25 protein-coding genes are annotated in these 26,284 nt (G+C 42.9%); 7 read left to right on the top strand and 18 right to left on the bottom strand.

The features are described from left to right. Positions 1 to 10 precede the first annotated feature (10 nt). Positions 11 to 526 (bottom strand): NADPH-dependent FMN reductase, encoded by a 516-nt coding sequence (locus tag DFP75_RS02195; protein ID WP_110571861.1) that lies wholly within the window; start codon positions 524 to 526, stop codon positions 11 to 13. A gap of 87 nt (positions 527 to 613) precedes the next feature. On the opposite strand from DFP75_RS02195, the gene DFP75_RS02190 reads away from it, so the two are divergent. Continuing rightward, the gene (locus DFP75_RS02190; protein ID WP_110571860.1) at positions 614 to 1,048 is read left to right on the top strand and encodes a GtrA family protein; all 435 of its coding nucleotides are present in this window, start codon (positions 614 to 616) and stop codon (positions 1,046 to 1,048) included. A 27-nt stretch (positions 1,049 to 1,075) separates the two neighbouring features. Here DFP75_RS02190 and DFP75_RS02185 read toward each other — a convergent pair whose 3' ends face one another. From DFP75_RS02185 to DFP75_RS02175, 3 genes are all read right to left on the bottom strand, one after another. After that, positions 1,076 to 2,080 carry a pirin family protein gene (locus DFP75_RS02185; protein WP_110571859.1) on the bottom strand — a complete coding sequence of 335 codons (1,005 nt, stop codon included), beginning with the start codon at positions 2,078 to 2,080 and terminating at the stop codon, positions 1,076 to 1,078. A gap of 109 nt (positions 2,081 to 2,189) precedes the next feature. Beyond that, a complete protein-coding gene (locus DFP75_RS02180) occupies positions 2,190 to 3,452 on the bottom strand; it encodes a sensor histidine kinase (RefSeq protein WP_110571858.1) in 1,263 nt (420 codons plus the stop codon). Next, positions 3,449 to 4,129, bottom strand: coding sequence for a response regulator transcription factor (locus DFP75_RS02175; RefSeq protein ID WP_110571857.1), 681 nt, complete (start codon positions 4,127 to 4,129; stop codon positions 3,449 to 3,451). Before DFP75_RS02175 ends, DFP75_RS02180 begins: the two co-directional genes overlap by 4 nt. A gap of 150 nt (positions 4,130 to 4,279) precedes the next feature. Here DFP75_RS02175 and DFP75_RS02170 point away from each other — a divergent pair, with 150 nt between their 5' ends. Both DFP75_RS02170 and DFP75_RS02165 read left to right on the top strand, forming a co-directional pair. Then, complete coding sequence (locus DFP75_RS02170; protein ID WP_110571856.1) at positions 4,280 to 5,290, top strand: glycosyltransferase family 2 protein; 1,011 nt, start codon at positions 4,280 to 4,282, stop codon at positions 5,288 to 5,290. Further along, positions 5,290 to 6,717, top strand: coding sequence for an ArnT family glycosyltransferase (locus tag DFP75_RS02165; protein WP_110571855.1), 1,428 nt, complete (start codon positions 5,290 to 5,292; stop codon positions 6,715 to 6,717). The genes DFP75_RS02170 and DFP75_RS02165 overlap by 1 nt, the downstream gene beginning before the upstream one ends. A gap of 72 nt (positions 6,718 to 6,789) precedes the next feature. Here DFP75_RS02165 and gbdR read toward each other — a convergent pair whose 3' ends face one another. Both gbdR and DFP75_RS02155 read right to left on the bottom strand, forming a co-directional pair. Further along, the gene (gene gbdR, locus DFP75_RS02160; protein WP_425451211.1) at positions 6,790 to 7,902 is read right to left on the bottom strand and encodes a choline metabolism transcriptional regulator GbdR; all 1,113 of its coding nucleotides are present in this window, start codon (positions 7,900 to 7,902) and stop codon (positions 6,790 to 6,792) included. Positions 7,903 to 8,146: 244 nt separating this feature from the next. Next, entirely contained in the window at positions 8,147 to 9,274 is a 1,128-nt protein-coding gene (locus tag DFP75_RS02155) for an FAD-binding oxidoreductase (protein WP_281270034.1), read from the bottom strand. A gap of 278 nt (positions 9,275 to 9,552) precedes the next feature. Between DFP75_RS02155 and DFP75_RS02150 the strand changes: the two genes are divergently transcribed. Further along, positions 9,553 to 10,827, top strand: coding sequence for an aromatic ring-hydroxylating oxygenase subunit alpha (locus DFP75_RS02150; RefSeq protein WP_110571854.1), 1,275 nt, complete (start codon positions 9,553 to 9,555; stop codon positions 10,825 to 10,827). Between the two features lie 116 nt (positions 10,828 to 10,943). On the opposite strand, the gene pssA is transcribed toward DFP75_RS02150, so the two are convergent. Then, positions 10,944 to 12,281, bottom strand: coding sequence for a CDP-diacylglycerol--serine O-phosphatidyltransferase (gene pssA, locus DFP75_RS02145; protein ID WP_110571853.1), 1,338 nt, complete (start codon positions 12,279 to 12,281; stop codon positions 10,944 to 10,946). 407 nt (positions 12,282 to 12,688) lie between these two features. Next, entirely contained in the window at positions 12,689 to 13,309 is a 621-nt protein-coding gene (locus tag DFP75_RS02140) for a LysE family translocator (RefSeq protein WP_110571852.1), read from the bottom strand. 188 nt (positions 13,310 to 13,497) lie between these two features. Between DFP75_RS02140 and DFP75_RS02135 the strand changes: the two genes are divergently transcribed. From DFP75_RS02135 to DFP75_RS02125, 3 genes are all read left to right on the top strand, one after another. After that, positions 13,498 to 14,403, top strand: a complete 906-nt coding sequence (locus DFP75_RS02135; RefSeq protein ID WP_110571851.1) for a LysR family transcriptional regulator — start codon at positions 13,498 to 13,500, stop codon at positions 14,401 to 14,403. 191 nt (positions 14,404 to 14,594) lie between these two features. Next, a complete protein-coding gene (locus DFP75_RS02130) occupies positions 14,595 to 14,861 on the top strand; it encodes a YrhK family protein (protein ID WP_220032609.1) in 267 nt (88 codons plus the stop codon). A gap of 237 nt (positions 14,862 to 15,098) precedes the next feature. Further along, positions 15,099 to 16,943: a hypothetical protein gene (locus DFP75_RS02125; RefSeq protein WP_110571849.1), complete on the top strand. Its 1,845-nt coding sequence runs from the start codon at positions 15,099 to 15,101 to the stop codon at positions 16,941 to 16,943. Between the two features lie 123 nt (positions 16,944 to 17,066). Here the strand turns inward: DFP75_RS02125 and DFP75_RS02120 are convergent, their stop codons facing one another. The 10 genes from DFP75_RS02120 to xdhA all read right to left on the bottom strand — a co-directional run bounded on the left by DFP75_RS02120 (position 17,067) and on the right by xdhA (position 26,145). Then, entirely contained in the window at positions 17,067 to 18,164 is a 1,098-nt protein-coding gene (locus DFP75_RS02120; RefSeq protein WP_110571848.1) for a hypothetical protein, read from the bottom strand. Between the two features lie 261 nt (positions 18,165 to 18,425). After that, positions 18,426 to 18,872 carry a GNAT family N-acetyltransferase gene (locus DFP75_RS02115; RefSeq protein ID WP_110571847.1) on the bottom strand — a complete coding sequence of 149 codons (447 nt, stop codon included), beginning with the start codon at positions 18,870 to 18,872 and terminating at the stop codon, positions 18,426 to 18,428. Positions 18,873 to 19,083: 211 nt separating this feature from the next. Next, positions 19,084 to 19,401, bottom strand: coding sequence for an antibiotic biosynthesis monooxygenase family protein (locus tag DFP75_RS02110; RefSeq protein WP_110571846.1), 318 nt, complete (start codon positions 19,399 to 19,401; stop codon positions 19,084 to 19,086). A gap of 327 nt (positions 19,402 to 19,728) precedes the next feature. Next, positions 19,729 to 19,992 carry a type II toxin-antitoxin system RelE family toxin gene (locus tag DFP75_RS02105; RefSeq protein ID WP_110571845.1) on the bottom strand — a complete coding sequence of 88 codons (264 nt, stop codon included), beginning with the start codon at positions 19,990 to 19,992 and terminating at the stop codon, positions 19,729 to 19,731. After that, on the bottom strand, positions 19,979 to 20,212 hold the full coding sequence (locus tag DFP75_RS02100; RefSeq protein ID WP_110571844.1) for a ribbon-helix-helix domain-containing protein: 234 nt from the start codon (positions 20,210 to 20,212) through the stop codon (positions 19,979 to 19,981). The genes DFP75_RS02105 and DFP75_RS02100 overlap by 14 nt, the downstream gene beginning before the upstream one ends. Positions 20,213 to 20,389: 177 nt before the next feature. Continuing rightward, entirely contained in the window at positions 20,390 to 20,689 is a 300-nt protein-coding gene (locus tag DFP75_RS02095; RefSeq protein WP_110571843.1) for a type II toxin-antitoxin system RelE/ParE family toxin, read from the bottom strand. Next, positions 20,690 to 20,959, bottom strand: a complete 270-nt coding sequence (locus DFP75_RS02090; protein ID WP_110571842.1) for a type II toxin-antitoxin system Phd/YefM family antitoxin — start codon at positions 20,957 to 20,959, stop codon at positions 20,690 to 20,692. A gap of 482 nt (positions 20,960 to 21,441) precedes the next feature. Further along, positions 21,442 to 22,308 carry a xanthine dehydrogenase accessory protein XdhC gene (gene xdhC / locus DFP75_RS02085; protein WP_110571841.1) on the bottom strand — a complete coding sequence of 289 codons (867 nt, stop codon included), beginning with the start codon at positions 22,306 to 22,308 and terminating at the stop codon, positions 21,442 to 21,444. Next, positions 22,305 to 24,653: a xanthine dehydrogenase molybdopterin binding subunit gene (gene xdhB, locus DFP75_RS02080; protein WP_110571840.1), complete on the bottom strand. Its 2,349-nt coding sequence runs from the start codon at positions 24,651 to 24,653 to the stop codon at positions 22,305 to 22,307. The genes xdhC and xdhB overlap by 4 nt, the downstream gene beginning before the upstream one ends. Continuing rightward, entirely contained in the window at positions 24,646 to 26,145 is a 1,500-nt protein-coding gene (gene xdhA / locus DFP75_RS02075; RefSeq protein WP_110571839.1) for a xanthine dehydrogenase small subunit, read from the bottom strand. The genes xdhB and xdhA overlap by 8 nt, the downstream gene beginning before the upstream one ends. Positions 26,146 to 26,284: the final 139 nt, after the last annotated feature.

The following is a 26,284-nucleotide window of genomic DNA, read 5'->3' as shown; positions in this document are numbered from 1 at the left end:
GAGCAACAGCTTAAAACTTTGCAGCAATACCCGACAGCGCCTGTTTAACAGACTCGTCAACAATTTCACCGTCTTTCATCACATCATAAAAGTTAGGCACACTTAAACTACCAACAACATTACCCTTGAAAAATGGCATGCTGTTCACCGTTTGAGCAAGCACACTGCTCGCACCACCAGGGCCAGGTGATGTGGAAAGCACCGCAATCGGCTTATTTTGAAAAACCGCTTTTTCAATACGAGACGCCCAATCAAAGATATTCTTATAGGCCGCGGAATAAGTACCATTATGTTCGGCAAAAGAGGCAACGATCGCATCCGCTTGAGCAATGGCATCGACAAAGATCTGCGCTTTAGCCGGAACACCAAATTCTTTTTCGAAGTCTTCACTAAAAAGCGGCATTTCAAAATCGTTCAGATCAAGCAGAGTTACTTCCGCCCCCTCAACGAGATTTGCAGTATAACTGGCCAAAGCCTTATTAATTGACTGGCGACTTGAGCTAGCACCAAATGCAAGTATTTTCATGTTCGATCCTTCTATTTCAGGAATGTTAAAAGCGACGATAACAAGCGTTTCATCTTTTTTTGATGTAACTGTATTTAGAATGCCACCATGAGACACATTTTTAAACATACATTTGTACGCTTCGCCATTGTGGGCGGCATTGGCTTCTTAGTCGACCTTAGCAGCATGCTACTGCTGGCTATCTGGCTACCTCCGGCAGTCGCACGAGGCATTGCCTTTTGGATCGCCGCAAGCTCAAACTGGTGGTGGAATCGCAGCATAACTTTCAGCGATGTAAACACAGACAACACAAACAAAAAAGCCGCCGTATTGCAGTTAACGCAATTTCTCGGCGGCTCTGTTGTAGCCTTTGTACCTAATTGGGGCTGCTACCTAATACTCATGTCACAACCACCAGCACTGCACAATCCAACGTTTAGTCTCTTGTGGCCTTATCTGGCAATGATACCTGGCATACTAGTGGGTTTATTCCTCAATTACGCTTTCTCTCGCTTTTGGGTCTTTTCCCCTGCAAAGCATTAAACCGCAAAGGCCATGAGTACTAGTCGCTTAGACTTTGCTATTACCGTGATCAGCAAATCGTCCTTTCGCTTTATCATGCACTTGGTCATGACGTGGCCAAGGCCAGCCGCCAAATTGCGTACGCTGATAGTCACTAAAAGCTTGCTGCAACTCGGCTCTTGTATTCATCACAAATGGACCATGCTGTTCCACTGGCTCACCAATTGGACGACCTTGCAACAACAAGAAACGCGCTTTCTTACCTTTGTTTTTAAGCACTAAAGGCGCATCGCTTTTCAAAACAAACGCTTCGTTGATAGAAGCAGTCGTGTCATCCAGTGTCACCTTTTCGCCCTCAAAGAAGTAAAGCGTGCGGCTCAGCTTCGCAGACGCTGCTGGCAGCGTCCATTCACCGTTTTCTGGTAAATCGATCAGCCAAATCGCCACATCGTTATTGCTATCCGCTGCCCATGAATCTGGAGGACAAGGCGAAGGATCGACATTCTGAAACGAACCTGCCACCACTTTAACCTGAGTATTCAAACCATTGGCATCCGCGACACTCACTACAGGCGTATCTTCATTCCAAAGCATTGCGAAATGAGGCGGCACCATCTTGTTTTTGCTTGGTAGATTCAACCAGATTTGAAAAAGCTCCAATGGATTAAGGCCTTCTTCGTTCAGCAAAGGAAACATTTCTGAATGCTGAACACCTTCTCCTGCGGTCATCCACTGGGTATCGCCTTCGCCATAACGTCCAGCCGCACCAATCGAGTCGGCATGATCAACAAAGCCTTTGTTTACAATAGTGACGGTTTCGAAACCACGATGCGGGTGAGCAGGGAATCCAGGAATACTTCTCCCATGGTACATACGCCAACCATCAATACCACCAAAGTCTTGCCCCAGCGGGCGATTGTTTAACGGCGCATCTGGGCCCATAGAACCATTGGCTTTAGGGTAAGTATCATTGTGAAAAGCACAAAACAAAAAAGGATCAAAGGTCGGCCAGAACATTTGCAACGGAATTCGCTTTAAAATAGTTGAGCTCATAGAATGTTCTCCATCAAACATCAGTATCAATATACGAGAGATAATAACATCAAAAAAGTCGATTGTTTTATGCTGATATTGAATCTAACCCATTAACAATTTAAATCTATTACTCAGAACGAGGAAACACCACCGTCGCTCGACAACCGCCATTATCATTATCGACCAATGAAAACGAACAATCGTATTTCGCACAAATATCTCGCACTATCATCAAGCCTAAACCATAACCCTCGCCACCAGGTTTGCCACTCAATCCGCAGCCACTATCAATAATCGACAACTCATTTTCTGATATAACAATATTAACGAAGCCTTCTTCGGTACAGGCCATGGCATTTTTTAGTAAGTTGCCCACCAAAATATGAAAAGTCGGAACAGGCAACTTCGTCGTAATTTGACCTTTGCTGATAATATCAACCGTTACCGGCCTATCTGCCAAATAGCCTAAATGCATTTGTCGAATGTCGTCATACTCACTCGGCTGCACAACGCGTGAAGTAATCCCCTCTACATCTTCCTCTCGGGTCAGAGACAACAAGGTCGTGATGTAATCTTCCATCTCTTGGCAAGCCTGAACCATTCGCACTCGCTGCCTTTCTAAAAACGCTTTTGAATCCGATTTCCCCAGAAGCGTCGTTACGCCTTTTATCACCATAAGTGGTGTGCGTAATTCATGACTGGCATAGCGGTTAAAGGCTCGCTCTCTTTCGATCAAATCACGTATTTGATTCTGATAACTGTTTAAACGATCAACCAACTGGCGTATTTCCCTTGTTGCAGCCCCTTCTGGCAATTCGATGGCCGACAAATTCGCAGGACTGCGCGCACCAAGACTTTGCGTCAGCTGCGCTAGTGGTTTAGTCAAACGACCAGAAATCCGCATCACCACCCACAAACTGACAGCTAACAATAACAACGACAAGATCAATTGAGTGCTTTGCGTTTCGAACATTTGCGCTTCAGAAGTTTCATAAATTTCATCATAGTGAATAACATAAATTTCTTTCATTTCACCGTTAAGCATCACCTGCGAACGCATAGCAAACATCTCTAAGCTCGTATCTGAGGCTTCATCCAGCTCAAAGGGTTTGTCATTCACCATGCCTTTCACCAACACAATTCCCGGTGGCAAATTTTCCTTGCCAACATACACCTCAGAAAAAGGCGGAACCGACACATGGGTTAATTCCTTACCATTTAACATAGACACTGCGGTGTTTTTATCTTTCAACATACGATTTTCGGCATAGATCATTTCTATGTTTTCTATCATTGAAGTAAACATAGAAAAATGGAAGGCAATAATCGCAAAGGCCACAATAGAAAAATAGGTGAAGGTTAACTGTTTTGCGGTTTTAAATTGCTTCATTCATCACCTTCAGCAACAAGTCGATATCCGACTTTAGAAACGGTTCTTAGATAGGCATGTTCAAAAGGCCGATCGACCAAGCTACGTAACTGATAAATGTGACTGCGTAACACTTTGCTGTCTGGCTCTTCATCACCCCACAAGGCATCGCAAATTTCGTCTTTGGACACCACTTCTGGGGCTTTTTGCATAAGACATTTTAAAATAGTGTACTGAGATGGGTTTAATGAATAGCGCCCACCCTCTCTTTGCAAAACTCGGGTATTCATATCCAAAGATAAACGCCCAAAGGTCAGGGTTTTGTTCGCTACACTGCCTTTGCGTCGTCTAACTAAAGCCTGCAACCGAGAATCCAAAATTTCCAAATCAAACGGTTTGACTAAATAGTCGTCCGCCAGATGGTCAAAGCCCGTCAAGATATCGTCTTTCGTGTCACGCGCGGTAAGCATTAAAATTGGTGTATCAATACCCGCCTCACGCAAAGATTTACAGACGGTTAATCCATCCATTTTGGGCAGCATGATGTCTAAAATAATCACATCATAATGTTCCGTTTTTGCTAACTCGTACCCTTGCAAGCCATTGTTTGCATAGTCCAAGACATAACCTTTGATTTCGAAATAATCAAAGATCACCCCTGCAATGTCTTTATGGTCTTCTATTAAGAGTAGTTTCATCGTCGTCTCAGCAGTCAGTAAAGAAGATAGGTAACACCATTTTATGACACGTATTGTCACACAGTGACATGAAAAAAAAGTGAATCACCTTTTTGCGACCCAGCTATCTTTATTATGCCTTCATCGCACTTCCCCTTATTGGAGAATTCAATGAAAGCCATTCCTTATAGACAATACGCGCAAACAGAGCCCGCCACAAAAGCTCAACCTTTGGTGACGGTGATTATTCCATTTTTAAATGAAGCAGATGTTCTCAGCGTTTGCCAACAACGAGTTTGTGACGCCCTATCCCAACTCCATCAACACTGTGAGATTCTCTATATTGATGATGGCAGTCAAGACGACAGCTGGGCATTAGTCAATACGTTCACCCACCCATTACACCAAATACGCTGCTTACGCCTAAGCCGGAACTTCGGCAAAGAAGCCGCCATGAGCGCTGGCATGAAAGCCTCTACGGGGCGTTGCATTATCTTACTAGATGCAGACCTACAAGACCCACCTGAATACATTCCAGAAATGGTAGAAGCATGGAAAAATGGCGCGCAGATCGTCGAGATGCAACGTCGCGAGCGCCATGGCGAAAGCTGGCTCAAACGCACCACGGCTCATTGCTTTTATCGCTTTATGTCGAAAGTAAGTGACCACCAAATCACTGAAAACGTTGGCGACTTCCGTCTAATGGATCAAAAAGTCGTGAAGGTCATTAACACCTTGCCTGAACGAACGCGTTTTATGAAAGGTTTATTAGCTTGGCCTGGCTTCCACCGTAAAATACTTACCTTTGACCGTGACCCTCGCCTGGCCGGCAATACCAAATGGAACTACGCAAAACTTATTCATTTGGCGCTAGAAGGCATCACTTCCTTTAGCACCAAACCTCTTCGTTGGGCCACCATGGCAGGAATCACCACCTCTGCGATTGCCTTCATAATGGCATTGGTGGTTTTCACCAAAACCATCGTCTGGGGCGATCCGGTAGCAGGTTACCCCTCAACCATGTTGATCATTTTATTTTTAGGCGGCTTTCAGCTTCTCTCAATTGGCGTATTAGGGGAATACGTCGGACGACTGTTCATTGAATCCAAACAACGTCCGCTCTATGTCCTCATGGAAGACACCACAAAACAACCAACTTTTCACCCAGTGGACGCAGAATAATGCCAAAAATAACAACCCAACTACCATCCCATAAAACGCTATTTATTCTGCTCTTCAGCTGCTTAATACTGCGTCTTATTTCTCTCTCACTTTACCCATTGATGGACACAACAGAAGCCCGCTATGGCGAAATGGCACGCATCATGTTTGAGACAGGCAACTGGATAACACCGATGTTTGACTACAATGTGCCATTTTGGGGAAAGCCCCCTATTTTCACTTGGCTAAGCGGTCTTGGATTTGAACTCTTTGGCGTCAATGAATTTGCAGCACGTGTGCCGCACCTTATCGTTGGCCTAGGCATTATTTGGTTAGTCTACAGTCTGGCAAAAGATCATTTCCAATCCTCTGTCTTAGGTGTGTTTGCGGCCAGTATTCTCGCTTCTACGATTTCTTTTATCATCTTAAGTGGTGCTGTGATGACCGACACAGCCCTCACTTTTTCCATCTGCTTAAGCATGATCAGCTTCTGGCAAGCTTGGAACAATAGAGGCAAAATTTGGGGGTATTTGTTCTTCGTAGGATTGGCACTGGGCATGCTTTCTAAAGGCCCACTTGCCATTGTATTAATTGGTATCAGTTTAACCATTTGGTTACTGCCTAATGGGCGCTGGAAAAAACTCTGGAGCGCTTTACCTTGGGAATACGGCACACTCATTTTTCTTGTTATTTCTGTGCCTTGGTACGCCATTGCCGAATACAAAACACCGGGCTTTTTAGATTACTTCATCGTCGGCGAACACATTAAGCGTTTCATTGTTAGTGGCTGGCAAGGCGATCTTTATGGCACCGCCCATGAAAGAACGCGTGGCACGATTTGGCTCTATGCGTTTCTTGCCATGCTGCCATGGAGTCCACTACTTATACTGCAATGGATTCGCACGATAAAAGACAACAAAGACGTAGAGCAAAGTACAGACGGCTTTGGTAGCTTTTTAATGTTGTGGATGCTGTCGCCCATGTTACTTTTCAGCTTTTCAGGTAATATTCTAGCCAGTTACGTGATGCCAGCACTGCCTGCCTCCGCGCTCCTGATCGCCTACTTACAAGGCAAAAAACCGCTACCAAGCTGGTTCTATAAAATTGGCTTCATCACCCCTATTTTGCTTATTGTTCTGTTTAGTGCGTTGCACTTCGACTTAGTACCGAAACGTTCAGAAGACAAAATACTCGCCGTCTGGAAACAGCAGCCAGAGGCCACACAGAGCGATTTATTTTATCTGCATAAAAGACCTTTCTCAGCTCAGTATTATTCATCAGGCAAAGCGAAACAGCGTGCAGCAGACACTAACAGCTGGCTAACAACACAGAAAGCCCCATTCTTCATAGTTCAAGCTAAAAAAGACGCAACCACCTACCCAAACTGGCAATGCGTTCAAAAAGGCCAAACCGACAAGGAAATACTGCTGTACTGCCACAAAAAATAACTTTTCCCGCCCACAAAAAAGCCCAAGCCTTAATATTATTAAGACTTGGGCCTTCATAGAATCTGTCACAACTTACATTGAAATAGATCCATAGCTTGGCTCAGAATGCGAAGTGTTTAACGCATCATGAGCATGTGGAATATAGACAATTGCTTCGTTCTTATCAACTTGAAGCGCGTCAGGCACTTCACCCTTCCAAGCAATTTTTCGCTCGTCTCTTGGTGAAACACCAATATGCTTACGATAACAGCGACTAAAATGAGGCGTGGATATAAAGCCACATGCCATCGAAATCTCTACAATCGACATATTGGATTGTTTAAGCAATTTACGCGCTCTTTCAAGGCGCAAACGCAAATAATAGCGAGAAGGCGAACAATCCAAATGACGGTGAAACATTCGCTCAATCTGACGACGAGACACATCGACAAAATTAGCCAACTCATCAAGCTCAATAGGCTCTTCTAAGTTGTTTTCCATCAGTTCAATAACATCCACCAGCTTAGGAGTGCAAACACCCACATTACTAAACTGACGCATCGGCATACGTTGTTGATCAGACTCATTACGAATACGATCACAAATAAACATATCTGAAATAGCGTTAGATAATTTTGGACCATGCTGCTTCGTCATCATGTTTAGAAACATGTCCATAGGCGCACTACCGCCTGATGACGTTAATCGATCCTTATCAATAGAGAAAAGCTTATTATTGCAATTCACCTTAGGAAACGTTTCTTGCAAGGCAGTCAAACATTCCCAATGCACACTGCATTGATAACCATTCAAAAGCCCAGCATATGCAAGCACATACGCCCCAGTACAAATACCACCTAATTTAACACCTTTACGCGATTGTTTCGTCAGCCATGAAACTTGCTTCGCAGTAAAAGCCCTAGTGATATCAACGCCACCCGCCACGATAATTAGATCAAACTCTACGTTATCTTCAATGGATAGATCTGGCGTTAAGATCAAACCATCGCTTGCAGTTACAGGCTTCCCATCCGCGGAAATTAAATTCCAACTATACAGTTCTTCGGCCGACAATTGATTCGCCATACGCAGCGGTTCAATCGAAGAGGCAAGCGCAATCATTGTAAAATGATCGAGCAATAAAAAACCCACTTTTGTAGTGCTTCTTGCATCAAACGCAAGACCTGAGTCATTTGCCATTACCATATTAGAGTCCTCATTTTTGTGCTTCTTCATGCTAGGCAAGAACTAGACCAACATAACCAATTTCACTAAGAAGTACTTTTATTATTTTTAAGGAGGCACGAAATCAAAGGCGTCCTATTCTTATTGTCACATAATAATAGTTGAACTAGAGCAGAACGCACTCTAGCTCACACCCAAAATCTAACACCATGCACTAATATAGAACAAGACCGCTCTTTAATTGAACGCTTTTTTTCAATAAATTTTAATACTCAAGCACAACGTCAGATTTCGGCACGGTACAGCAAGACAATACATAACCCGCTTCGATATCTTCATCGGTAATACCACCGTTGTGATCCATCTGAGTTTCACCCTCTTTAACCAATACTTTACAAGTACCACAAATCCCCATACCGCAGGCTTTAGGTATCATCAGATCCAGTTTCGCCGCGGCGTTGTGCAAGGTTTCACCTGCGCCAATCTGAATACTCTTACCGCTTCCAGTAAACTCAACACGGACCAGATCCTCTTGATTTACGGCTTCCGCTTCAGCCTGTGCCACTTCCGCTTGCTCGATGGCGTCTTCCACAACACTTGCTGGCGTCGCACCAAAAGACTCCTCATGGTAGCGGCTCATATCAAAGCCTCTGGAGATAAGAAGTTCTTTCACGGCTTTCATGTAAGGCGCAGGCCCACAACAGAAAATCTCTCGCTCCATGAAATCAGGCGAAATCATATCCAGTTTTGCCGCATCCAAATAACCGCGGTAACCCTGCCAAGGCAAACCGTTTTCCATACGCTCAACGATCAAGTACAAACCAAAGTTGTCTAATCGCGCCGCCAAATGGTCAAGCTCTCGGCTATAAATAACGTCTCTTGGAGAACGAGCGCTGTGTATAAACGTCATATCAACATCAGCATTCGTGTCGAACCACCAACGCGCCATCGACATCACAGGCGTAATACCAACACCACCTGATAACAACAACACTTTATCAGCTGGGTAATCAATACAGTTAAACTGACCAACCGGTCCATGCACCGCCAACTCTGTGCCTATCACCATGTTGTCATGCAACCAATTAGACACTTCCCCACCTGGCACTCGCTTCACTGTAATGGAGAAGCTGTATGGCACAGAAGGCGAACTCGAAATGGTGTAAGAGCGCATCACCTGCTTACTCTCAATTTCCAGCTCTAATGTGACAAATTGCCCTGGCTTGAAGAAAAACATCACAGGCTGCTGCGCCATGAAACAGAATGTTTTCACATCCCACGTTTCATGAATCACTTTTACACAACGCACGTTATGGCGGCCATTAACCCAAGTCTGAGTATTTACCGGAGCTAAATAATCAGCATTCACAATAGCAGAAGAAGAGTTGGTCATATTGAAATCTCTTTTATTAAAGTCGAGTACATATAAATTGAATGACGCCTTTTCGAGCCATTTTGGGCGCAGTTTGTATATGCGAGTTTACTCTAAGCGACAATAAGTTGCTCATGGAGGTCAAACCTAGATGACACATACAATAGCGAGTCGATTTATGTATCACCGCGTGTCGTGAATAGTCATTTTTTTGGCCGATAATTCAGCGACTATAGCCTCGTAGTTAATGAACGACGCATATTTGCCCATCAATCTTTTTGTCATGAAGGTCCAGAAAGATGAATCAACACGATTTACTGAACGTACGCCATGCTTCTTTAGACGAAGCAAAAACGACAATGTATGAGTTACTAGAGAATCGCGCACGCAATTACTCACTAGATGCTCAGCTATATAATGATCCACACATGTTCAGAATCGACATGGAAGAGATCTTTCAAAAAGAGTGGCTATTTGTTGGAATGACCAGTGAAATTCCAAAGAAAGGCGACTACATCACCGTCGAGGTTGGGCAAAACTCACTGCTTATTTTGCGTGACGCTGAAGGCAACGTGAATGCTTTCCACAACACTTGTAGACACCGTGGCTCAGTACTTTGCACAGAACACAGAGGCAAAGTCGCCAACCTAGTTTGTCCTTATCACCAATGGACTTACGACCTAAAAGGCAACCTATTGTTTGCCGGCACAGAAATGAACAAAGATTTCGACCTGAAGCAGCATGGCCTTAAACCGGTATTTTGCAAAACCGGTGGCGGATTCATCTATGTTTGCCTAGGAAAAACACAGCCTGATGATGGTTTTGACGATTACCTAGCCACACTCGAAGCCTACATGGAACCGTATGATGTTGAAAACACCAAGCTGGCTGTTGAATCCACCATGTACGAACGTGCCAACTGGAAGCTAGTGCTTGAAAACAACCGCGAGTGCTACCACTGCTCAGGCAGCCACCCAGAACTGTTGAACACACTTCTAGAATGGGACGACACCGAAGACCCACGCGCGCCACAAGACTTCCACGACCACTACAACGCACAAGCGGCGCAGTGGGACAAAGAAGGCATTCCACATAAGAGCAAAAGCTTTGGTGAAGTGCAGCGCAATCGTATCGTGCGTATGCCACTTAAAAAAGGCACGCAAGTTATGACGATAGATGGCTCTGCCGCCTGTCAAAAAACATTAGGACGCATCCAAAACCGCGAACTAGGCTCAATGCGTATCTTGCATTTGCCGAACTCTTGGAACCACATGCAATCCGACCACTTTATCGTATTCCGCGTGCTACCTGTTTCAGCACAGGAATCCATCGTCACAACCAAATGGTTCGTCCACAAAGACGCAGTAGAAGGTGTTGACTACGATACCGAAAAACTACGTAGAGTATGGGATGCCACTAACGAACAAGACAAAGTACTTGGCGAACGCAACCAGCTAGGTATTAACTCTATCGGTTACCAACCTGGCCCTTACTCTGAAACATTTGAATTCGGCGTTATAAACTTCTTAGAATGGTATTCAAATACTGTTAAGAAAAACCTTAAAGCGAAATAAAAATAGCTTTAAGTTGCTCAGCAACACCAAAAAACGCAATACCAAAAAACACAAAAAGCGAATCCTCGGATTCGCTTTTTTTATGCTTTAACATAAGTATGAAGGTATGAGTTTTTCTACAAAATTCGCTTAAGCAATCGATCCGCGCGGGTGCGAATAATTCTTCTCAGCAGTTTTTGTGTCTTGGCGGGATAATCATGAATAGAATCGAGTTGCTCGTAAGATGAAATACGCTGGGTATGCTGATGAATACCATCAAACTCAGCCTCAAACTTAGCCAACAAATGTTGCTTTGGATCGTCAATCAACAAACCATTTTCCAGATCCAACGCCCACGCGCGTGGGTTCACATTATTGCCAGTCAGCAACATACGACAACGATCCACCCAAAGGCCTTTTAGGTGATAACTATTGCTATCGTGCTTCCATAAATGAATCGATAAACCACCCGACGCAATATAAGATTCATTGGCTTGAGCAAAACGACGCAAATTCATCTCATACAAATACGGCAGACCACCAATCGCCTTAAACGGTTGATCTGGCGGAATATAGAAATCATTGGCGGTTTTGTCACCGACAATAACATGAACCTTCACACCACGTTTAATAGCACGCTTAACCTCCCGTAGAACCACTTTAGGAAGGTTAAAATATGGCGTACAAAGAACAATCTCTTGTTTCGCATCAGACAGCAGAGACACAATCTTTTGATTCAACACATTATGTCGCTTCCCGACACCAACCATAGGCGTCACCGCCACATGCTGATCGTTAATCGCTTGTTTCTCGCCACGGTAAGACGACTTACCTAACGAAATCCGAAACTGTCGAATATCAGATTTAATGTCTTTCGTCGTCGGTAAATCTGTCTGATTTAAATCATGCACCGCAGGCTGCAAAATAATCGCATTATGGACAAATCCCACCATACTATCAGCCAGAGCTTGTTGCTGAATGACATGATAACGATCAAAACGGTAGCGATCTTGGCGGTGAAGATACACATTATTAATACTCGCGCCGCTATAAATCACCGTATCGTCAATGACAGAACCTTTCAGATGCAACACACCAAACACTTCACGGTTACGAACAGGCACACCATAAACAGGCACAGCATGCTCATACTTTTCTGCAAACGCCTGATACATACCCGCATTGCCTTTCGACTTGTCGGCACCAATCAAACCACGCTGAGCGCGATGCCAATCAACACAAATAGCAATATCCAAGCTTGGGTTACGTTGTTTTGCTTCATAAGCCGCCGTCAAAATCTCTCTGCCTGCTTCATCATCTTCCAGATAAAGCGCGACAAGATAGATCCTAGACTGAGCGTTCTGGATCGCTTCTAATAAATATTCTCGAAAACTAAAGGCAGATTGCAGGACATGGAATTGGTCAGGCTCAACGGCAAATGTAGGCAGTGAACCGAATAAATTTCTAATGGGCATAATACAAAAGTGCTACCTTATTTTTAACGAACGCCAAACTGTAACAAATTCATCAATTTTTTTCTTAAAAATAATCGACTCAGCTCGAAAAGAACCCTAAAAAACAGAGCAAATGTCGTATTCAATACCTACTAAAGCCTAACCTCCTCCATATCTGGGTTGTTCTTTAAATACGCCTTCCAAGACAAATCAATCACCTTCACCTCATCTTCAAGCCATAACGCATCATGGCGATACCTTGTCAAGGCAACAATGCCTCCACCAAAAACGAAGCGCAACGGAAAGACATCAGCCTCACCGCTGCAGACAAGGTTAGTGAAATGAGAAAGCCGGTTTGGAAGTGATTTTTTAATAATAACTACTTACCACCTTTTTTAGAGTATTAAGCACCCATTATATTACTATGATTAACTCCCTATCATTGGAGAGAAAAATAAAGTCACACCTAGAAACATCAGCACACCTCCGATAAAATTATTTACGATTCTTTGTTTTTTCAGCATTCCCTCTCTTAGTTTTGGCGTTGAGAAAAATATTGCAACGATACAAAACCATATAAGATGAGCTAACGACATAAAAACACCATAAAGACATAAAACAAAAAAACCAGTATCCTTATTTAAAAATTGGGTAAAAACACTAAGTACAAAAAACATGGTTTTAGGGTTCAAGGCGTTAGTAAAAAAACCTGTTTTGAAAGATTTATAACTATTAAAACTCTGAATTTCTTTTTGACTTCCAGCACCAACTACTACACTTTTTATTGTTTTAAAGCCAATATAAATCAAATAGGCCGCACCTATAAATTTTACAACCATAAATAAAGAAGGGCTTTGAGAGATCAAGAGTCCAATACCAAATATCGTATAGATAACATGAACTTGAACCCCTAAAGAGATTCCCAAGGCACTCATTACGCCTGATTTTCTACCGTAAAGAAAGCTGTTTCTCGTTACCATAGCAAAATCAGCTCCAGGACTTATAACGGCTAAAACAGAGATTACAATAACAGCAACAATTTCATTCATATTTTAATACCATTTCCATTTTTTTATTTTTAAAAGTTATAAAAAGCATTTCTTGACATCCTATTTCACCCGCAGTTTATTTATAATCGAGTAAAACACCATGGAGACATTGAAATACACGTCAATTATTATTAGTATGAAATAAAAATAAATTGATTTTTATTTCATACATACTTGAGGAAATAGCAATGACAAATGGCTTCAGAACACCTCCACTGAACTCATTAAAAGTATTCAGTGTTGTAGCGAAGCATGAAAGCATCTCTAAAGCGGCATTAGACTTGAACCTAACAGAAAGCGCTGTTAGTCGTCAGATCAAAAATATTGAAGAAAATTTAAACTTTTCACTTTTTACACGAAGAAGCCGAAGAATTTATCTAACAGAAGAAGGGGAAATACTGCAAAGGTGCTGCACTAAAATTTTCACTGAACTCGATAACACATTAAAAAACCTTTCTTATTCTGACTCAAAAGAACCTTTAGTCGTATCCTGCGAACCAACCTTAACCATGAATTGGCTTATCCCTAACCTCCCTAAATTTCATGAATTACATCCAGACATACCTATCCGAATTTTTGCTGCCGGTGGTGATATAGACTTAAGCACAGAGAGAGTTGACATAGCCCTACGTCGTAATGATTTCACTTGGAATAGAAACTATTTTTCTGAAAAAGTATGTGATGAACTGATTGGGCCCGTATGCTCTGAAAATCATTGGAAAATACATGAAAAGGGCAAAAGCCCAATGACAATACTGCACACAAAATCTCGCTTCGATGCATGGCAAAAGTGGCTATCAAACACTCCTCAAGAGACACTATTAATAGAAAATGAAATGATATTTGAGCATTTCTACCTTTGCCTACAAGCAGCAACATCTAACTTAGGCTTTGCCATTACTTCCATTTATATGTGTCCTGAAGAGCTTAAAGCAAAAAAACTTATGGCTCCCTTTTCTTTTATCAAAGATGGCTCTTCCTATCACCTGTTGTCCGAAACACCTATAACACATGACTCAAGAAAGAATGCATTTTACCAGTGGGCAAAAAGCGAGTTTGAAAACATCCGTTCAACCCATTTCGATACGGAATAATAAAACAAAACACAAACCACGCCGGAAGAGCCGGTTCCTTTCACATCTGGCTACTGGGTAAAGGTGGTGTTTTCAGGAAGCAAAGTAATCACCAAGAAAAAAGTCTAGCTGAACAATATTTTGGGTTTAATCCCAATTCCTTTTGCTTTATCGTCATCTCCCCTATGACAACCTCAGCAAAGGAGAAAAGCGTGAAGCAAGACAGCGAATGGGATCTAGATATCGGACAAGAGCATTTTGTCGTACAACGCCGATACGAAGCTCTAGGCGCATTCAATGACGTACTAATTGCAGTTTGGTTCTTGATCGGAAGCTTCTTTTTCCTCAACGACTCATTAGTCGAAAGCGGTACATGGTTGTTTATTGTTGGTAGCGCCCAGCTGATCATCAAACCCTTAATTAAACTAACCAGCTTAATTCACGTGGGCAGGATAGCACCTACGAACAATCAAAAATAACAGCGTGTGAAGAGGGAGTAAAATTAAACTCCCCTTCTATTTTTAGTCGCTGTTTTGCCAGACTTTAGCATATTCAATTTAGTTAATTTTACTCTAAACAGAGTTATTATCATTTAGATTTACACCAATCTAATAACTCGTAAAAATAGAAACTCACCTTCATTACTAATACATTTTCAATGATTTATTATCCTTTTGGTGGTAATTTCAAGTTAAACCACTAATAAGGATGAGAAGGTGAAACTATCAAATATACTATCTACAGTTAATCAAGTTGAAAAATCAAAATTCATCAATTTCTTAGATCGTGTTTGTAGTGAGGCCATTACCCACGACAAAGAGTTGGCCAAGCGAGTCAATAATATTGATGGACAAATAAAAAATGCCTCTAGTGGCGAAATCATTCAACTCTTTGAGCTAGTTCTTCCCTATTTTGAAAAAAGTGTTAAAGAACAGCTAGCTATGCTTGGAGCACAAGCTTCTCTACTTACAAATATAGTCAGTCGAGATGGAAACTGCATTGCACGTCTATCATGGATTGAAGCTCTTTATTCCAAAGAATGGACCTCAATAGACTCTAAGGCTAAGGAAATAGATAGTTTAATAAAAGAGTCGCTCGATACTGAGGAATTCAATGAAGCTAAGCGTCTAGAAATCTATTATTCATGCCTTAAAGAGGCATACACTAATGATGAGAAGAACAATAGAGAAGCCAAAATCACAGATGATGAAAGAAGCATTTTAAATGTTTTAGCTAACAAATTAGACATTACAGCCGATCAGAAATCCGCAGTTGAACATTTAGTCAATGCTATTCCTCAAACAGGAGTCCAAGACTGTCTCAACACTTTACGAGAAGTCGGGCTTGTTTTTGTAAGCAGAAAAAACCTAACCGTTTACATTGCCGATGAAGTAGTCGCAATGCTCAACCGAATGCAGGGTAAAGAATTAGCTGATAAACATTTACTACGTATATTACGTACTCTAAGCGACTCTGAGTTATCAAATATTCTCAAAGCTCATGGGAAGCGTATCAGAGGCAAGGAACGAAAAGAAAAAATCAGTGAAATCATAAAAATGGGATTGTCTATATCTCTAGTATTACAACAAGACATCAACAATCCTGACGCAAATATTAACGATCGAAAAGAGCGTTTAAAAGCACTTATTTCTGACCTTGACTTAAGTTTGGATAAAATAGGTACAACACTTGATGAAAGAACAGATTTAATTATTTCATCTCTAAATTCCTCTGCAGAAGACGAATTCAATGCGCTTAGTGCTACTGGTTTTAAAGATCTATTTTCAACCTTAAAAACTCACTTCCCAACCCTCACATCAGTTCTACACCAAGATTTTGAGATAGAAGATAATGAGGAACTAGATGTCGATAAACTTAGGGCATTGAGCATAACTCCCCATGACATTCTTTACATGCTGTCCAATGAAGATATTAAATCTGTTCGCGACAGTATGGGTGTAAGCAAGCGGGGAAATCCACGCCTAGTCATTTTGGAGAGCTTTGCCGATGCTACCGACAAGCTAATTGAAAACTATGCATTGTTAGCAAAAAGAGATCTTGCGGGTTTAAAAAATGAGGGAATAGAAATCGCAGAAGCCGATATTGGCATTAAGTTCGAAGAGGTAACTAAAGCCATCTTCGAACAACTTGGCCTTGATGTAGACGAAGATTTAAGAAGATCTATCAATACAGCAAAAGATAAAGCCGACATTATATTGTCGCTAAGCGAAGACGACATCATCATTGGTGAAGCTAAAACCTGCAAAAGCGGTGATTTTGCAAAGTACTCAACAACATCACGCCAAGTAAAAGCCTACGTCAATAGATGTGAATCTTCAGGCAAACGCGTCGCACAAGTTCTGATTATCGCTCCATCATTTTCTACTGACTTTGTCGAATCTGCTGAAATGGATACAGAGATCAATATATCTTTACTAGAAGCTGCTGGCCTTAAGCAGATATTTGATGCAGTTAAATCCAAAAGAAATCCGAACTTTTCAGCTAAATTATTCACCAAAGGAGGATTGTTAAAAGCAGATCTAATAGCTAAGAATGTTTAAGACCGGTATTACGACATTAGGGTCAGATAAAATTTTTTATCTGACCCTAATGTCCCTTTAATGACGAAATCCAGCGCATAGTAAAAATACCACACGCGTTACGAATCGCTCTTAAGCAGTTTGTTATGCATTTTTTGTGAAGTGCTGTTCTATATCGTAACCAACAGCAGTTCCTCTTTGTTCAAACATACTAATAAACTTCTTGATTTCTTGCTTGCCGTTAGAGTCAAAAATCAAACTATTCAATGTGGCTCTGACGCCGAATTGATTTTTAAGAGTATTTACTGGATTAGATTGTGTAACCATTTTAAAAATTCCCACACCCGCTTCCATAGTTACAGGTTTGATAGCAGAACCTAGCCCTATTTTTGAATTAACATACTCCGAAACAGAATCTAATTGTTTTCGATAGTTAGCAATTGACTTCAGATTTTCTTCAGATAATGCATTTTGAAATAACTTTAACCACTCTCTCAATTTTGCAAAATCTTGTCTCATTTGGAGCGCAACCTCAATAAGCTGACTAGGTGAGAAAGATTCCTGAATAATTCGAATAGGAATAGCCGGCATATTAACAAATAATGAATACAGTGAATCTGTTCCATACACCTTTTTTGATACCTTCATCTGTTCATCGTTTAAAAACGAGGTGAGTTGATGTAAAGCGTCACCCGCAGGTAACATAAAACCTGAATTAACAAAGAACCTCTTGCGTAGAGGATGCGGAGTATAACTTTTTTCATAAACAAAGCTTCGAGCACACATTCCAGCTCCACCCCACATTGTTGCTGATAAAAGTGGATGCTGAGGCCTTTTGCTTTCTTGCCAGCTCAATACATTTTCTTTATGAGCTAACTTCAAAGACTCCGTTGAGCTCATATGTTCAATTATTCGATTTCGTGGTTCAACTAATTTATGAGGCTCTTCTAAAAAAGGATAACTCCGAACTACACCTAAGTTTTTGGCTGCTAATATCGGGCTGCTTGTCCTCAGCCATGCATCTTCAAATTTAGCCTCAACCAAGATCTCATCTCTCAAAACTAGGTCAGTTAAAAAATCGAACAAAGCTTCCGTTTGAATTGATGGATAACTAACTGCTTTATAGCTATGTTCACCATTTGCTATGGCAATTTCATCCGCAGATGCGTTTTCCATACCATCCATAAACAAGCTAGATATATCTTGAAGAGACCAATTATCTGAAATTATACCTTGTGCCACTCTAAAAACCTCCCAGAGAGACAAATTGAAGAAAATGCATAACATTTAATAGTGAGCATGCTCGTTTATAAAATTTAAAATTGTCAAAAAACTTATAAACAATTTAATAATAAAATTTTATAAAGCTATTAAAGAATAAAAAGGGCCAGAGTAAAATTAAAATACCTTTCTATTATTACTAGTTATTTTTTTCTATTTTATCTTGCGGTAGCATACTCCATTTAATTTTACTCGCCCCCTCATTATCCTGTTATGTACGCACTAAAGTTGTATGTATAATCTCAGCATGTCTTTGTGTTGTATACCATTTTCGAATATTGGCTCAGGGTAATTTAGTAAAAAGTGATCTTTGATGACTGAATCGACTCGGAAGCCAAGGCGTTGATAATATGTCAGTTGATAGCCAAATGTGCCAGTACCAAGTTCAACACGATTGATCCCCTTACTTGATAACTGCAATAGAACTGACTTTAGCAATGCGGAGCCAAAACCGTGACCTTGGAACTCTGGATAAACAGATATATTAAATATCTCAGCAACACTGCTAGTGTGAGGTTTTACTATACAAGCCGCTAAAACACGCTCATTAACTATTGTAGCAAAGCACCATGAGCCTAATAAATATGATGAAATACTTGCTTCAGAAGGATCGGCTTCAAGCAGTAAATCAAGCGGAATCTGACTGCTTTTGACTTCGATATACTGCATTTTTCCTCCAATCACATAATGCTCACTTGAGTAATGAACAACGCAATACTGATACCGCTGAATATTTAATCACAACGCATATTAAAAATGCCTGGCGTTGCAAATAAGTTACTAGCTTTGCTTGCCCTACTCTCTAACAACGTCGCTGTGACCCAAAACGCCTTTGTATGCGGAAAAAGCACAGCGTATTGAAATGGACTTAATTGGTTTGCTAAATACCGTAGTCGCGCTCTACCTTTGATATGCGAGTTTTAAATGATGAATACCATTTTTCATGGCCAAGCTTTTGGGCTTGTTGATGCTCTGCATGTGCTTTCCACTGCCTGATGGACTCGAGATCAGACCAATATGAAACAGTAATTCCAACGTCCTCTCGTGCCGATTCTATGCCTAAAAACCCTGGTTGCTTTGAAGCTAGTTCGACCATTCGGTCTGCCATTTGACCATAACCGCTATCAACTTCAGTACGGTGAGATGTAAAAATTACCGCGTAATATGGCGGGTTAGGTGTGTTCGCGATGAGGGACATCTTTGCTCCTTTAGGTATCCAACATTATGTTAATACAGATGTGCGTTATTCTCTTTACCCATTGATACTAAAAGACTTGCTAACCAGCCACCAGTAAAAGCACGTAGTTTTTGATTACTTATCAAACAAGGCAGAGTTAAAGCTCCGAAGCGCAAAAGAACCCCAACTTCCGTCTTCCCCTTGAAGAAAAGGGAAGAAACTTGTCCGTAGCTTGAATCAGTTATTCATTAGAACAATAGCATTTCCTTAAAAAAGCTACTTCGCTAATCGTGCTCTTCGATTGAAGATAGTGGGTATTTTGGGGCAAGGCTAACGTAAAGGGTAAGACTAATTATTTTTATATACAGAAGATCTATGTGCACCTTTAATCACGTTTATGATCAATACATCATCTCTTATCTGATAAATGATGCGATATAAACCTTGCCTTACGCGACAAGTATCTAAACCCGATAGCTTGATGCAGCCTTCTGCTCTTGGGTTATCAGCTAGACTTTCAATTTTTTGAAATATTTTGGGGACGTCTTTTTTAGGGATATTCTTAAAATCTTTGCTGACCGACTTTTTGAAAGTAATCTTATATTTTGCCATTCGCTTTCAGCTCGTTTAGAAAAACTTCATAAGTCACTTCTGGCTCATTCACTCGTTCTGAAATGGCAGCAAGGTCTTCTTGATCCTCTCTCATAAGCAAGCGTACCGCTTCATCAATTAGTTCTGAAATAGAAACATCTGATGATGCCGCTCGCATTTTTAGCGCTTGATGGATAGCAGGCTCAAAGTAAACGGTTGAACGTTTTGATAAATTACTCATGTTACACCTCGACGATTCTTCAGGGGTTTTAACAATGTAGCGTTATAACGTTAAAACATCAAAATCGAAAAATTTCGAGTGATCTCGTTTTATACTGGAGAGATTATGGGAGCAAGACGAACACCAAGAGCGAGGTCAAACGGCCATAAAGCAGTCAAGTTGAGTTGTGGCGTTTGCTTAGGCCTCATTCTCTGTTAATTCAAGCTGTCTCTCACTTCGCCAGACGCGGATGAGCACAATCTCTTTGGCTTGTCTGAGGTAGACAACCCGAAATGGCGCGTGAATCAATTCACGAATGTGATCCATGTTGAATTCAGGAACAATTCGGCCTATATCTGGGTAAATTTGAAGCATTTCGCAATGTTTCAAGATAGCAGCGACGAAGTCATCACCGATATGCGGCACATCTTGTTCTCGGTAATACTCCTGAATAGCTTGTAAATCCTCAAGAGCAGACTGTACGATGCGTAATTCCATTTACTTGATTCCCAAGGTTATCTTGGCGTCCTCCAAGGATACGGTGTTGCCTTCGCGAGCATCCATTAGCCCCTGCGCCACCGCTTTTACAAACCGCAATTCCTCTGCGGTTTTCTCATAATCTTCGAGCCCCTGAACAACCGCTACGCCGCGGCCACGGCTAGTAAGTAGAATTGGGCGATGCGTTTCCTGCGTTCGACCCACTACCTTTCCGGGATTGATCTTTAGGTCTGATAGAGGAATAACATCCTCAGAAAATTTAATCTGCATAGTGACTTCCTAGCAAGCAATCGAGTGCCATTAATAGCACCCGTTAACAGGTGTGGTCAAGAAACATAGGGCTCGCATTTGGAAGACGGGGGCAAAGCCCTGAAGAGCCAAAGTAATAACCCCACCCTAGCCCTCCCCTTGGAAGACATAAGGGGAGGGAATAATTACGTTGTCGGGCTAAAGCCGCGACCTACAAAAAAAGTTAAATCAACAACTTACAAGGTTGATGCGGAGTAAGGCGAACGCCAAGAGCGAGGTCAAACGACAGTGTCGAGCGGTGGTGTTTGGTTTGCTCGCGTCTCCAGTGGAAGTCAGGGTCAAAGCTCCGAAGAGCCAAAGTAATTACCCCTCCCTCGCCCTCCCCTTGGAAGACATAAGGGGAGGGAATAATTACGTTGATGCGGAGCAAGGCAAACGCCAAGAGCGAGGTCAAACGACAGTGTCGAGCGGTGGTGTTTGCCTTGCTCCTGCTACCAAACGACCTAGATGTGAGCCTTTTCTTCACTTAGGGCGTTGTTAATTTCTTTCCAAGTCAGTCCACTGCCCTTTTTTGCTTCGTTTTTGGTTTGGGTGATTTGGATGATTTGCCCTGCGATGGAGATGGCGATTTCGAAGGGTTTCTTGCCTGCGATTTCGTTTAGCCCCACTGGGCAATGTACTGAGTCTATTTCCGCTTGGCTGAAGGAGGCGCTAACGAGGCGTTTTTTGAAGCGAAGCGCTTTGGTTTTCGAGCCGATTAGGCCGATGAATCGGCAGTCTTTGCGATCCAGCAAGGCTTCCACAAGTTGGTAGTCCAAGGCGTGGTCGTGGGTCATGACTAAGGCGATTTCGTTATGACTCATGTGGTCGATGTGTTCCAGCATGGATTCATACAAAAACGGCGTGACGTTGCTTGGCAAGCCTTTGAGGTTATGGTCTTGAGCAAGATTTGCACGGCTGTCGACCCATGAGATTTTCGCCTGCATGTTGCCCAGAACATTAACCAAAGTCGTTGCCACGTGCCCCATGCCAAAGATAGTGATTTTCGTCGCTGGCTCTGGAAAGTATTCCAATAAAACAGACACTGTGCCGCCGCAACATTGGTTGGTTTTGGCGGCGAGGGGAAAGTTTTCCAAAAGATGCGAAGGCGATGCAGTATCTTGCAACATGGCGCGGGCTTTTTGGCAAACAGCGTATTCCAGCTGTCCGCCGCCGATCGTGTCGAAGCTGTGCTCTTCGGTAATAATCATCTTGCTCGATGATTCCCGCGGCGCAGAACCCTGGGTGCCGATCACGGTAGCAATCACCCAAGCTTGCCCTGCTTTTTCCACCTCTTGCAAGGCCTGAACCCAGCTCATAGAGGACATCATAGACTGACTTCCTCATCCGCTTTATGATTTTGCGCTGCTTGCATGGCGTAAAACACCGCTTCTGGCGTGGCAGGCACAGCCAATGGCGGTGAGATTTTATGGTCTGCCACGGCAGCGCAGGCGTCTTTTAGTGCACACCAAACGGAAATCCCCAGCATGAGCGGCGGTTCGCCTACGGCTTTAGAACGATAGACGGATTCTTCGCTATTGGGTCGATCAAACAGTTTAACGTTGAACTTCTCTGGAATGTCCGCCGATGTAGGAATTTTGTAATTCGCCGGGCTGTTGGTGGTGATGCGACCTTTTTCATCCCAGCTTAGCTCTTCTGACGTGAGCCAGCCCATGCCTTGTACAAACGCGCCTTCGATTTGCCCTATATCCAAATCTGCGTTTATCGAATCGCCAACGTCGTGGAGGATATCCACTTGAGTCACCTTGTATTCACCTGTGAAGGTATCGACGATCACTTCCGCCACAGCAGCGCCATTGGCGTAGTATAAAAATGGACGACCTTTGGCGGCTTTGCGGTCGTAACCTATCTTCGGTGTTTTATAAAAACCGGTAGACGATAAAGACACGCGATTCATGTACGCCAGTTTAATGAATTCGGGAAAACTCATTGTCTCGCTGCCTAGGATGACTTGATCGTCTTCAATAGCAAATTCATCGGCAGCAATAGCAAAGTGTTCCATGGCGAATTCTTGCAAGCGGCTTTTGATCGTCAGAGCGGCGTCTAGCGCAGCCATGCCGTTCAAATCCGTTCCTGCGGAAGCGGCGGTGGGTGACGCGTTTGGCACTTTGTCAGTACGAGTAGAACCCACGTTGACGCGCTGATAGTCAATACCAAAAGCCTTGGCAACAATTTGCGCCACCTTGGTGTAAAGCCCCTGCCCCATTTCCGTTCCGCCATGGCTCACGTGCACACTGCCGTCGGTGTAGATATGCAGCAAAGCACCACCTTGGTTTAAGTGTTTCGAGGTAAAGGAAATACCAAATTTCACAGGCGTGAGCGCGAGGCCTTTTTTCAAGAAAGAGTTCTTCTTGTTGAATGCCTTAATCGCTTCACGACGAGCGCGATAATCTGAGCTGGTTTCGAGTTCTTCTATCAGTGTAAGCAACACATCGTCATCGACTTTTTGCCCATATGGCGTGGTGTCTTTACCGGTTTGATAACAATTTAGCTTACGAATATCTAGGGCATCTTTGCCTACTGCGCAGGCGATTTCTTCGATCACGTTTTCTGCCAACAGAACGCCTTTAGGCCCACCAAAGCCACGAAACGCGGTATTGGACACTGTGTGGGTTTTCCCACGATAGCCACTGATGCGAGCATTCGGTAGGAAATAAGCGTTGTCTGCGTGGAACATGGCGCGGTCAACAACGCCGTCAGATAAATCGGCGGTACAGCCACATTTGCCCACCATGTCGTACTCTGCTGCAAGTATCTCACCCGCGTCAGAAAAGCCCACTTCGTAGCTGTTCCAGAAGTCGTGACGCTTACCGGTTTGCACCATGTCGTCTTGGCGCGGCATGCGATACTTAACTGGGCAACGATTTCGTACCGCAAGCACCGCTGCCATACAGCTCAGCACCGCCGCTTGCGATTCTTTACCACCAAAGCCACCGCCCATACGACGTACTTCAACCAATACCTGCGCCACTGGCAAGCCAAGCACACGCGCCACCAGCTTTTGTACTTCCGCTGGATGCTGAGAGGAAGCAAATACTTGTACGCCGCCGTCTTCATTTGGCGTTGCCACACTGATCTGGCCTTCCAGATAAAAATGTTCCTGGCCTTTGATGTACAAATCGGACTTCAGTTTATTTGGCGCAGTTTCTAATGCCCCTTTAGCGTCGCCACAGCTAATGGTGTGAGTCGGCAAAACGAACTCTTGACGCTCTAACGATTGGCGAGGATGTAAGGTTGCTTCTCGCGTTTTGTACTCTATCTCCGCCAAGGCAACGGCTTGTTTTGCCGCACGCAAACTGGTGGCTGCGACCGCAAAAATGGCTTGCCCTATGAAGTGAACGAAATCACCCGCCAATAGCAAATCACCGCTCAATACAGGCGACACATCCACTTCACCAGGAATATCCGCTTGTACGATCACATCGACCACACCTGGGTAAGCACGAACTTTGTCCAAGTTGATCGACACAATATCCGCGTGAGCTTCGGTCGATAACCCCGTTGCCACATGCAATTCATTTGGCCATTCTGGCATGTCGTCAATGTAAACGGCTTGGCCTGTTACGTGTTTAATCGCCGATTCATGGACAGGCAAAAAACCATTTTTGCCGATGTCTTTTTTGTCTAAAGTAAAATCTTGTGGCAGTTTACGCATGAGTGCTTGCCTCCGAACCAGTCGATAAAATGGAATCGCTAACAGCGTGACCTGAGAAGGTCACCACCTCGGTGCCGTTTAATTCCAACCAGGCTTTGTGAATCAGATTACAGGCAATATCCAAACGGTATTTTGCGCTGGCTCGCATATCGCTCATTGGCGTTAATTCGCTGCGTAACGCTTCTATGGCTTGGTTTAAGGCTTGCTCGTCATTAATGGCTTTGCCGATTAATGCGGCTTCTGCTTTTTTACCACGAATTGGGGTGGCGGCCATGCCACCAAATGCAAAGCGTACATCGCTTACTTTGCCATTATCAACGCTAAATCGAACCGCTAACATAACGCTGGAAATATCGTCTTCCATGCGTTTCGATACTTTATAAAAGCGATGAAATTGCGACAGTTTGTCCAGCGGCACATCAAAGGATGCGATCATTTCATCGTCAGCTAGTTGAGTTTGTTTGTAGCCTTGGTAAAAGTCATTGATGTTTACCGTTCTAGTACAGCCGTCTGTTTTCAATAATTGAATATCGGCATCAAACGCCAATAGCAATGGCGGTAAATCAGCAATGGGCGATGCGTTCGCCACGTTGCCGCCGATCGTGCCACGGTTACGAATTTGTCGAGAGGCAATTCGGCTCAATAAGCCATAAATTTGCGGATAAAGTATCTTGCTGAAATCTTCCAATTCACTGTAAGTCACCGACGCACCGATTGTCAGTGTCACGGCACCAATATCCAACTGCTTAAGTTCCGCCACGTTAGATACGTCGATGAGAGTATCAAAATCGCGGTAACGCTGAGTGTTTTCTAGCATCAAGTCCGTGCCACCCGCGATCAAGGTTGCGTCTGGATACGAAGTTAATGCCTGAGCCAGTTGCTCTAAATTGTTTGGTTGTACGTAGTTGCTGCCGTCATTCGTTTGCGTTTGTAGATTTTCAAGTAACGCCTTAATGCCTTCGTTTTTACTCATTAACTCAATAAAAGGCGTCTCTTTAGATTCTTGAACCTTGATCATAGACAAGCCAGCATCGATGATTGGGCGATAGCCAGTACAACGACATAAGTTGCCAGAAATCGCATCGCAAACGGCTTCACGATCAATTGGCTGGTCAGCGTTCTGTTTGTTTTCGTATAACCCCGCCAAGGACAATACAAATCCCGGCGTACAAAAACCACACTGAGAACCATGAGATTCCACCATGGCCTGTTGAGCAGGATGCAATTCATCCACCTTGGATAAATACTCTACCGAGACCACATGCTTACCCGATAAGGATTGAACTGGCGTAATGCATGAGTTGAGCGTTGAATAGGTCAATTCGCCGTTTTCTAATGCACCAACAAGAAGCGTGCATGCACCACAATCTCCAGAGGCACAACCTTCCTTCGTACCAGTTAATCCACGTTTTTCTCTTAAGTAACGCAAAGCGGTAAAGTCGCTAGGGAGCGTGTTATCGTCGATGAGCTCATCGTTTAGTATAAATTGCAAAGCGCTCTCCTTATTTAGAATAATGTCATTAATAATAGCTTAAATGCAAAAACCTGACCAATCGTACAAAGTTTTGATTTAAAACTAATACTGTCCCTTAAACAATCCATTTTCAATTAAAAGTATTAACCCTATCGAC

Source organism: Marinomonas alcarazii (assembly GCF_003208215.1).
GTDB classification, from domain to species: Bacteria; Pseudomonadota; Gammaproteobacteria; order Pseudomonadales; family Marinomonadaceae; genus Marinomonas; species Marinomonas alcarazii.
The sequence above is the reverse complement of the archived record's forward strand: the minus strand, read 5'-3'. Positions and strand labels throughout refer to the sequence as shown.

Excerpts from the sequence above, each read along its gene's own strand:
- DFP75_RS02195 (WP_110571861.1), bottom strand. The coding sequence starts at position 526 with ATGAAAATACTTGCATTTGGTGCTAGCTCAAGTCGCCAGTCAATTAAT.
- DFP75_RS02190 (WP_110571860.1), top strand. The coding sequence starts at position 614 with ATGAGACACATTTTTAAACATACATTTGTACGCTTCGCCATTGTGGGC.
- DFP75_RS02185 (WP_110571859.1), bottom strand. The coding sequence starts at position 2,080 with ATGAGCTCAACTATTTTAAAGCGAATTCCGTTGCAAATGTTCTGGCCG.
- DFP75_RS02180 (WP_110571858.1), bottom strand. The coding sequence starts at position 3,452 with ATGAAGCAATTTAAAACCGCAAAACAGTTAACCTTCACCTATTTTTCT.
- DFP75_RS02175 (WP_110571857.1), bottom strand. The coding sequence starts at position 4,129 with ATGAAACTACTCTTAATAGAAGACCATAAAGACATTGCAGGGGTGATC.
- DFP75_RS02170 (WP_110571856.1), top strand. The coding sequence starts at position 4,280 with ATGAAAGCCATTCCTTATAGACAATACGCGCAAACAGAGCCCGCCACA.
- DFP75_RS02165 (WP_110571855.1), top strand. The coding sequence starts at position 5,290 with ATGCCAAAAATAACAACCCAACTACCATCCCATAAAACGCTATTTATT.
- gbdR (WP_425451211.1), bottom strand. The coding sequence starts at position 7,902 with ATGGTAATGGCAAATGACTCAGGTCTTGCGTTTGATGCAAGAAGCACT.
- DFP75_RS02155 (WP_281270034.1), bottom strand. The coding sequence starts at position 9,274 with ATGACCAACTCTTCTTCTGCTATTGTGAATGCTGATTATTTAGCTCCG.
- DFP75_RS02150 (WP_110571854.1), top strand. The coding sequence starts at position 9,553 with ATGAATCAACACGATTTACTGAACGTACGCCATGCTTCTTTAGACGAA.
- pssA (WP_110571853.1), bottom strand. The coding sequence starts at position 12,281 with ATGCCCATTAGAAATTTATTCGGTTCACTGCCTACATTTGCCGTTGAG.
- DFP75_RS02140 (WP_110571852.1), bottom strand. The coding sequence starts at position 13,309 with ATGAATGAAATTGTTGCTGTTATTGTAATCTCTGTTTTAGCCGTTATA.
- DFP75_RS02135 (WP_110571851.1), top strand. The coding sequence starts at position 13,498 with ATGACAAATGGCTTCAGAACACCTCCACTGAACTCATTAAAAGTATTC.
- DFP75_RS02115 (WP_110571847.1), bottom strand. The coding sequence starts at position 18,872 with ATGCAGTATATCGAAGTCAAAAGCAGTCAGATTCCGCTTGATTTACTG.
- DFP75_RS02110 (WP_110571846.1), bottom strand. The coding sequence starts at position 19,401 with ATGTCCCTCATCGCGAACACACCTAACCCGCCATATTACGCGGTAATT.
- DFP75_RS02105 (WP_110571845.1), bottom strand. The coding sequence starts at position 19,992 with ATGGCAAAATATAAGATTACTTTCAAAAAGTCGGTCAGCAAAGATTTT.
- DFP75_RS02100 (WP_110571844.1), bottom strand. The coding sequence starts at position 20,212 with ATGAGTAATTTATCAAAACGTTCAACCGTTTACTTTGAGCCTGCTATC.
- DFP75_RS02095 (WP_110571843.1), bottom strand. The coding sequence starts at position 20,689 with ATGGAATTACGCATCGTACAGTCTGCTCTTGAGGATTTACAAGCTATT.
- DFP75_RS02090 (WP_110571842.1), bottom strand. The coding sequence starts at position 20,959 with ATGCAGATTAAATTTTCTGAGGATGTTATTCCTCTATCAGACCTAAAG.
- xdhC (WP_110571841.1), bottom strand. The coding sequence starts at position 22,308 with ATGATGTCCTCTATGAGCTGGGTTCAGGCCTTGCAAGAGGTGGAAAAA.
- xdhB (WP_110571840.1), bottom strand. The coding sequence starts at position 24,653 with ATGCGTAAACTGCCACAAGATTTTACTTTAGACAAAAAAGACATCGGC.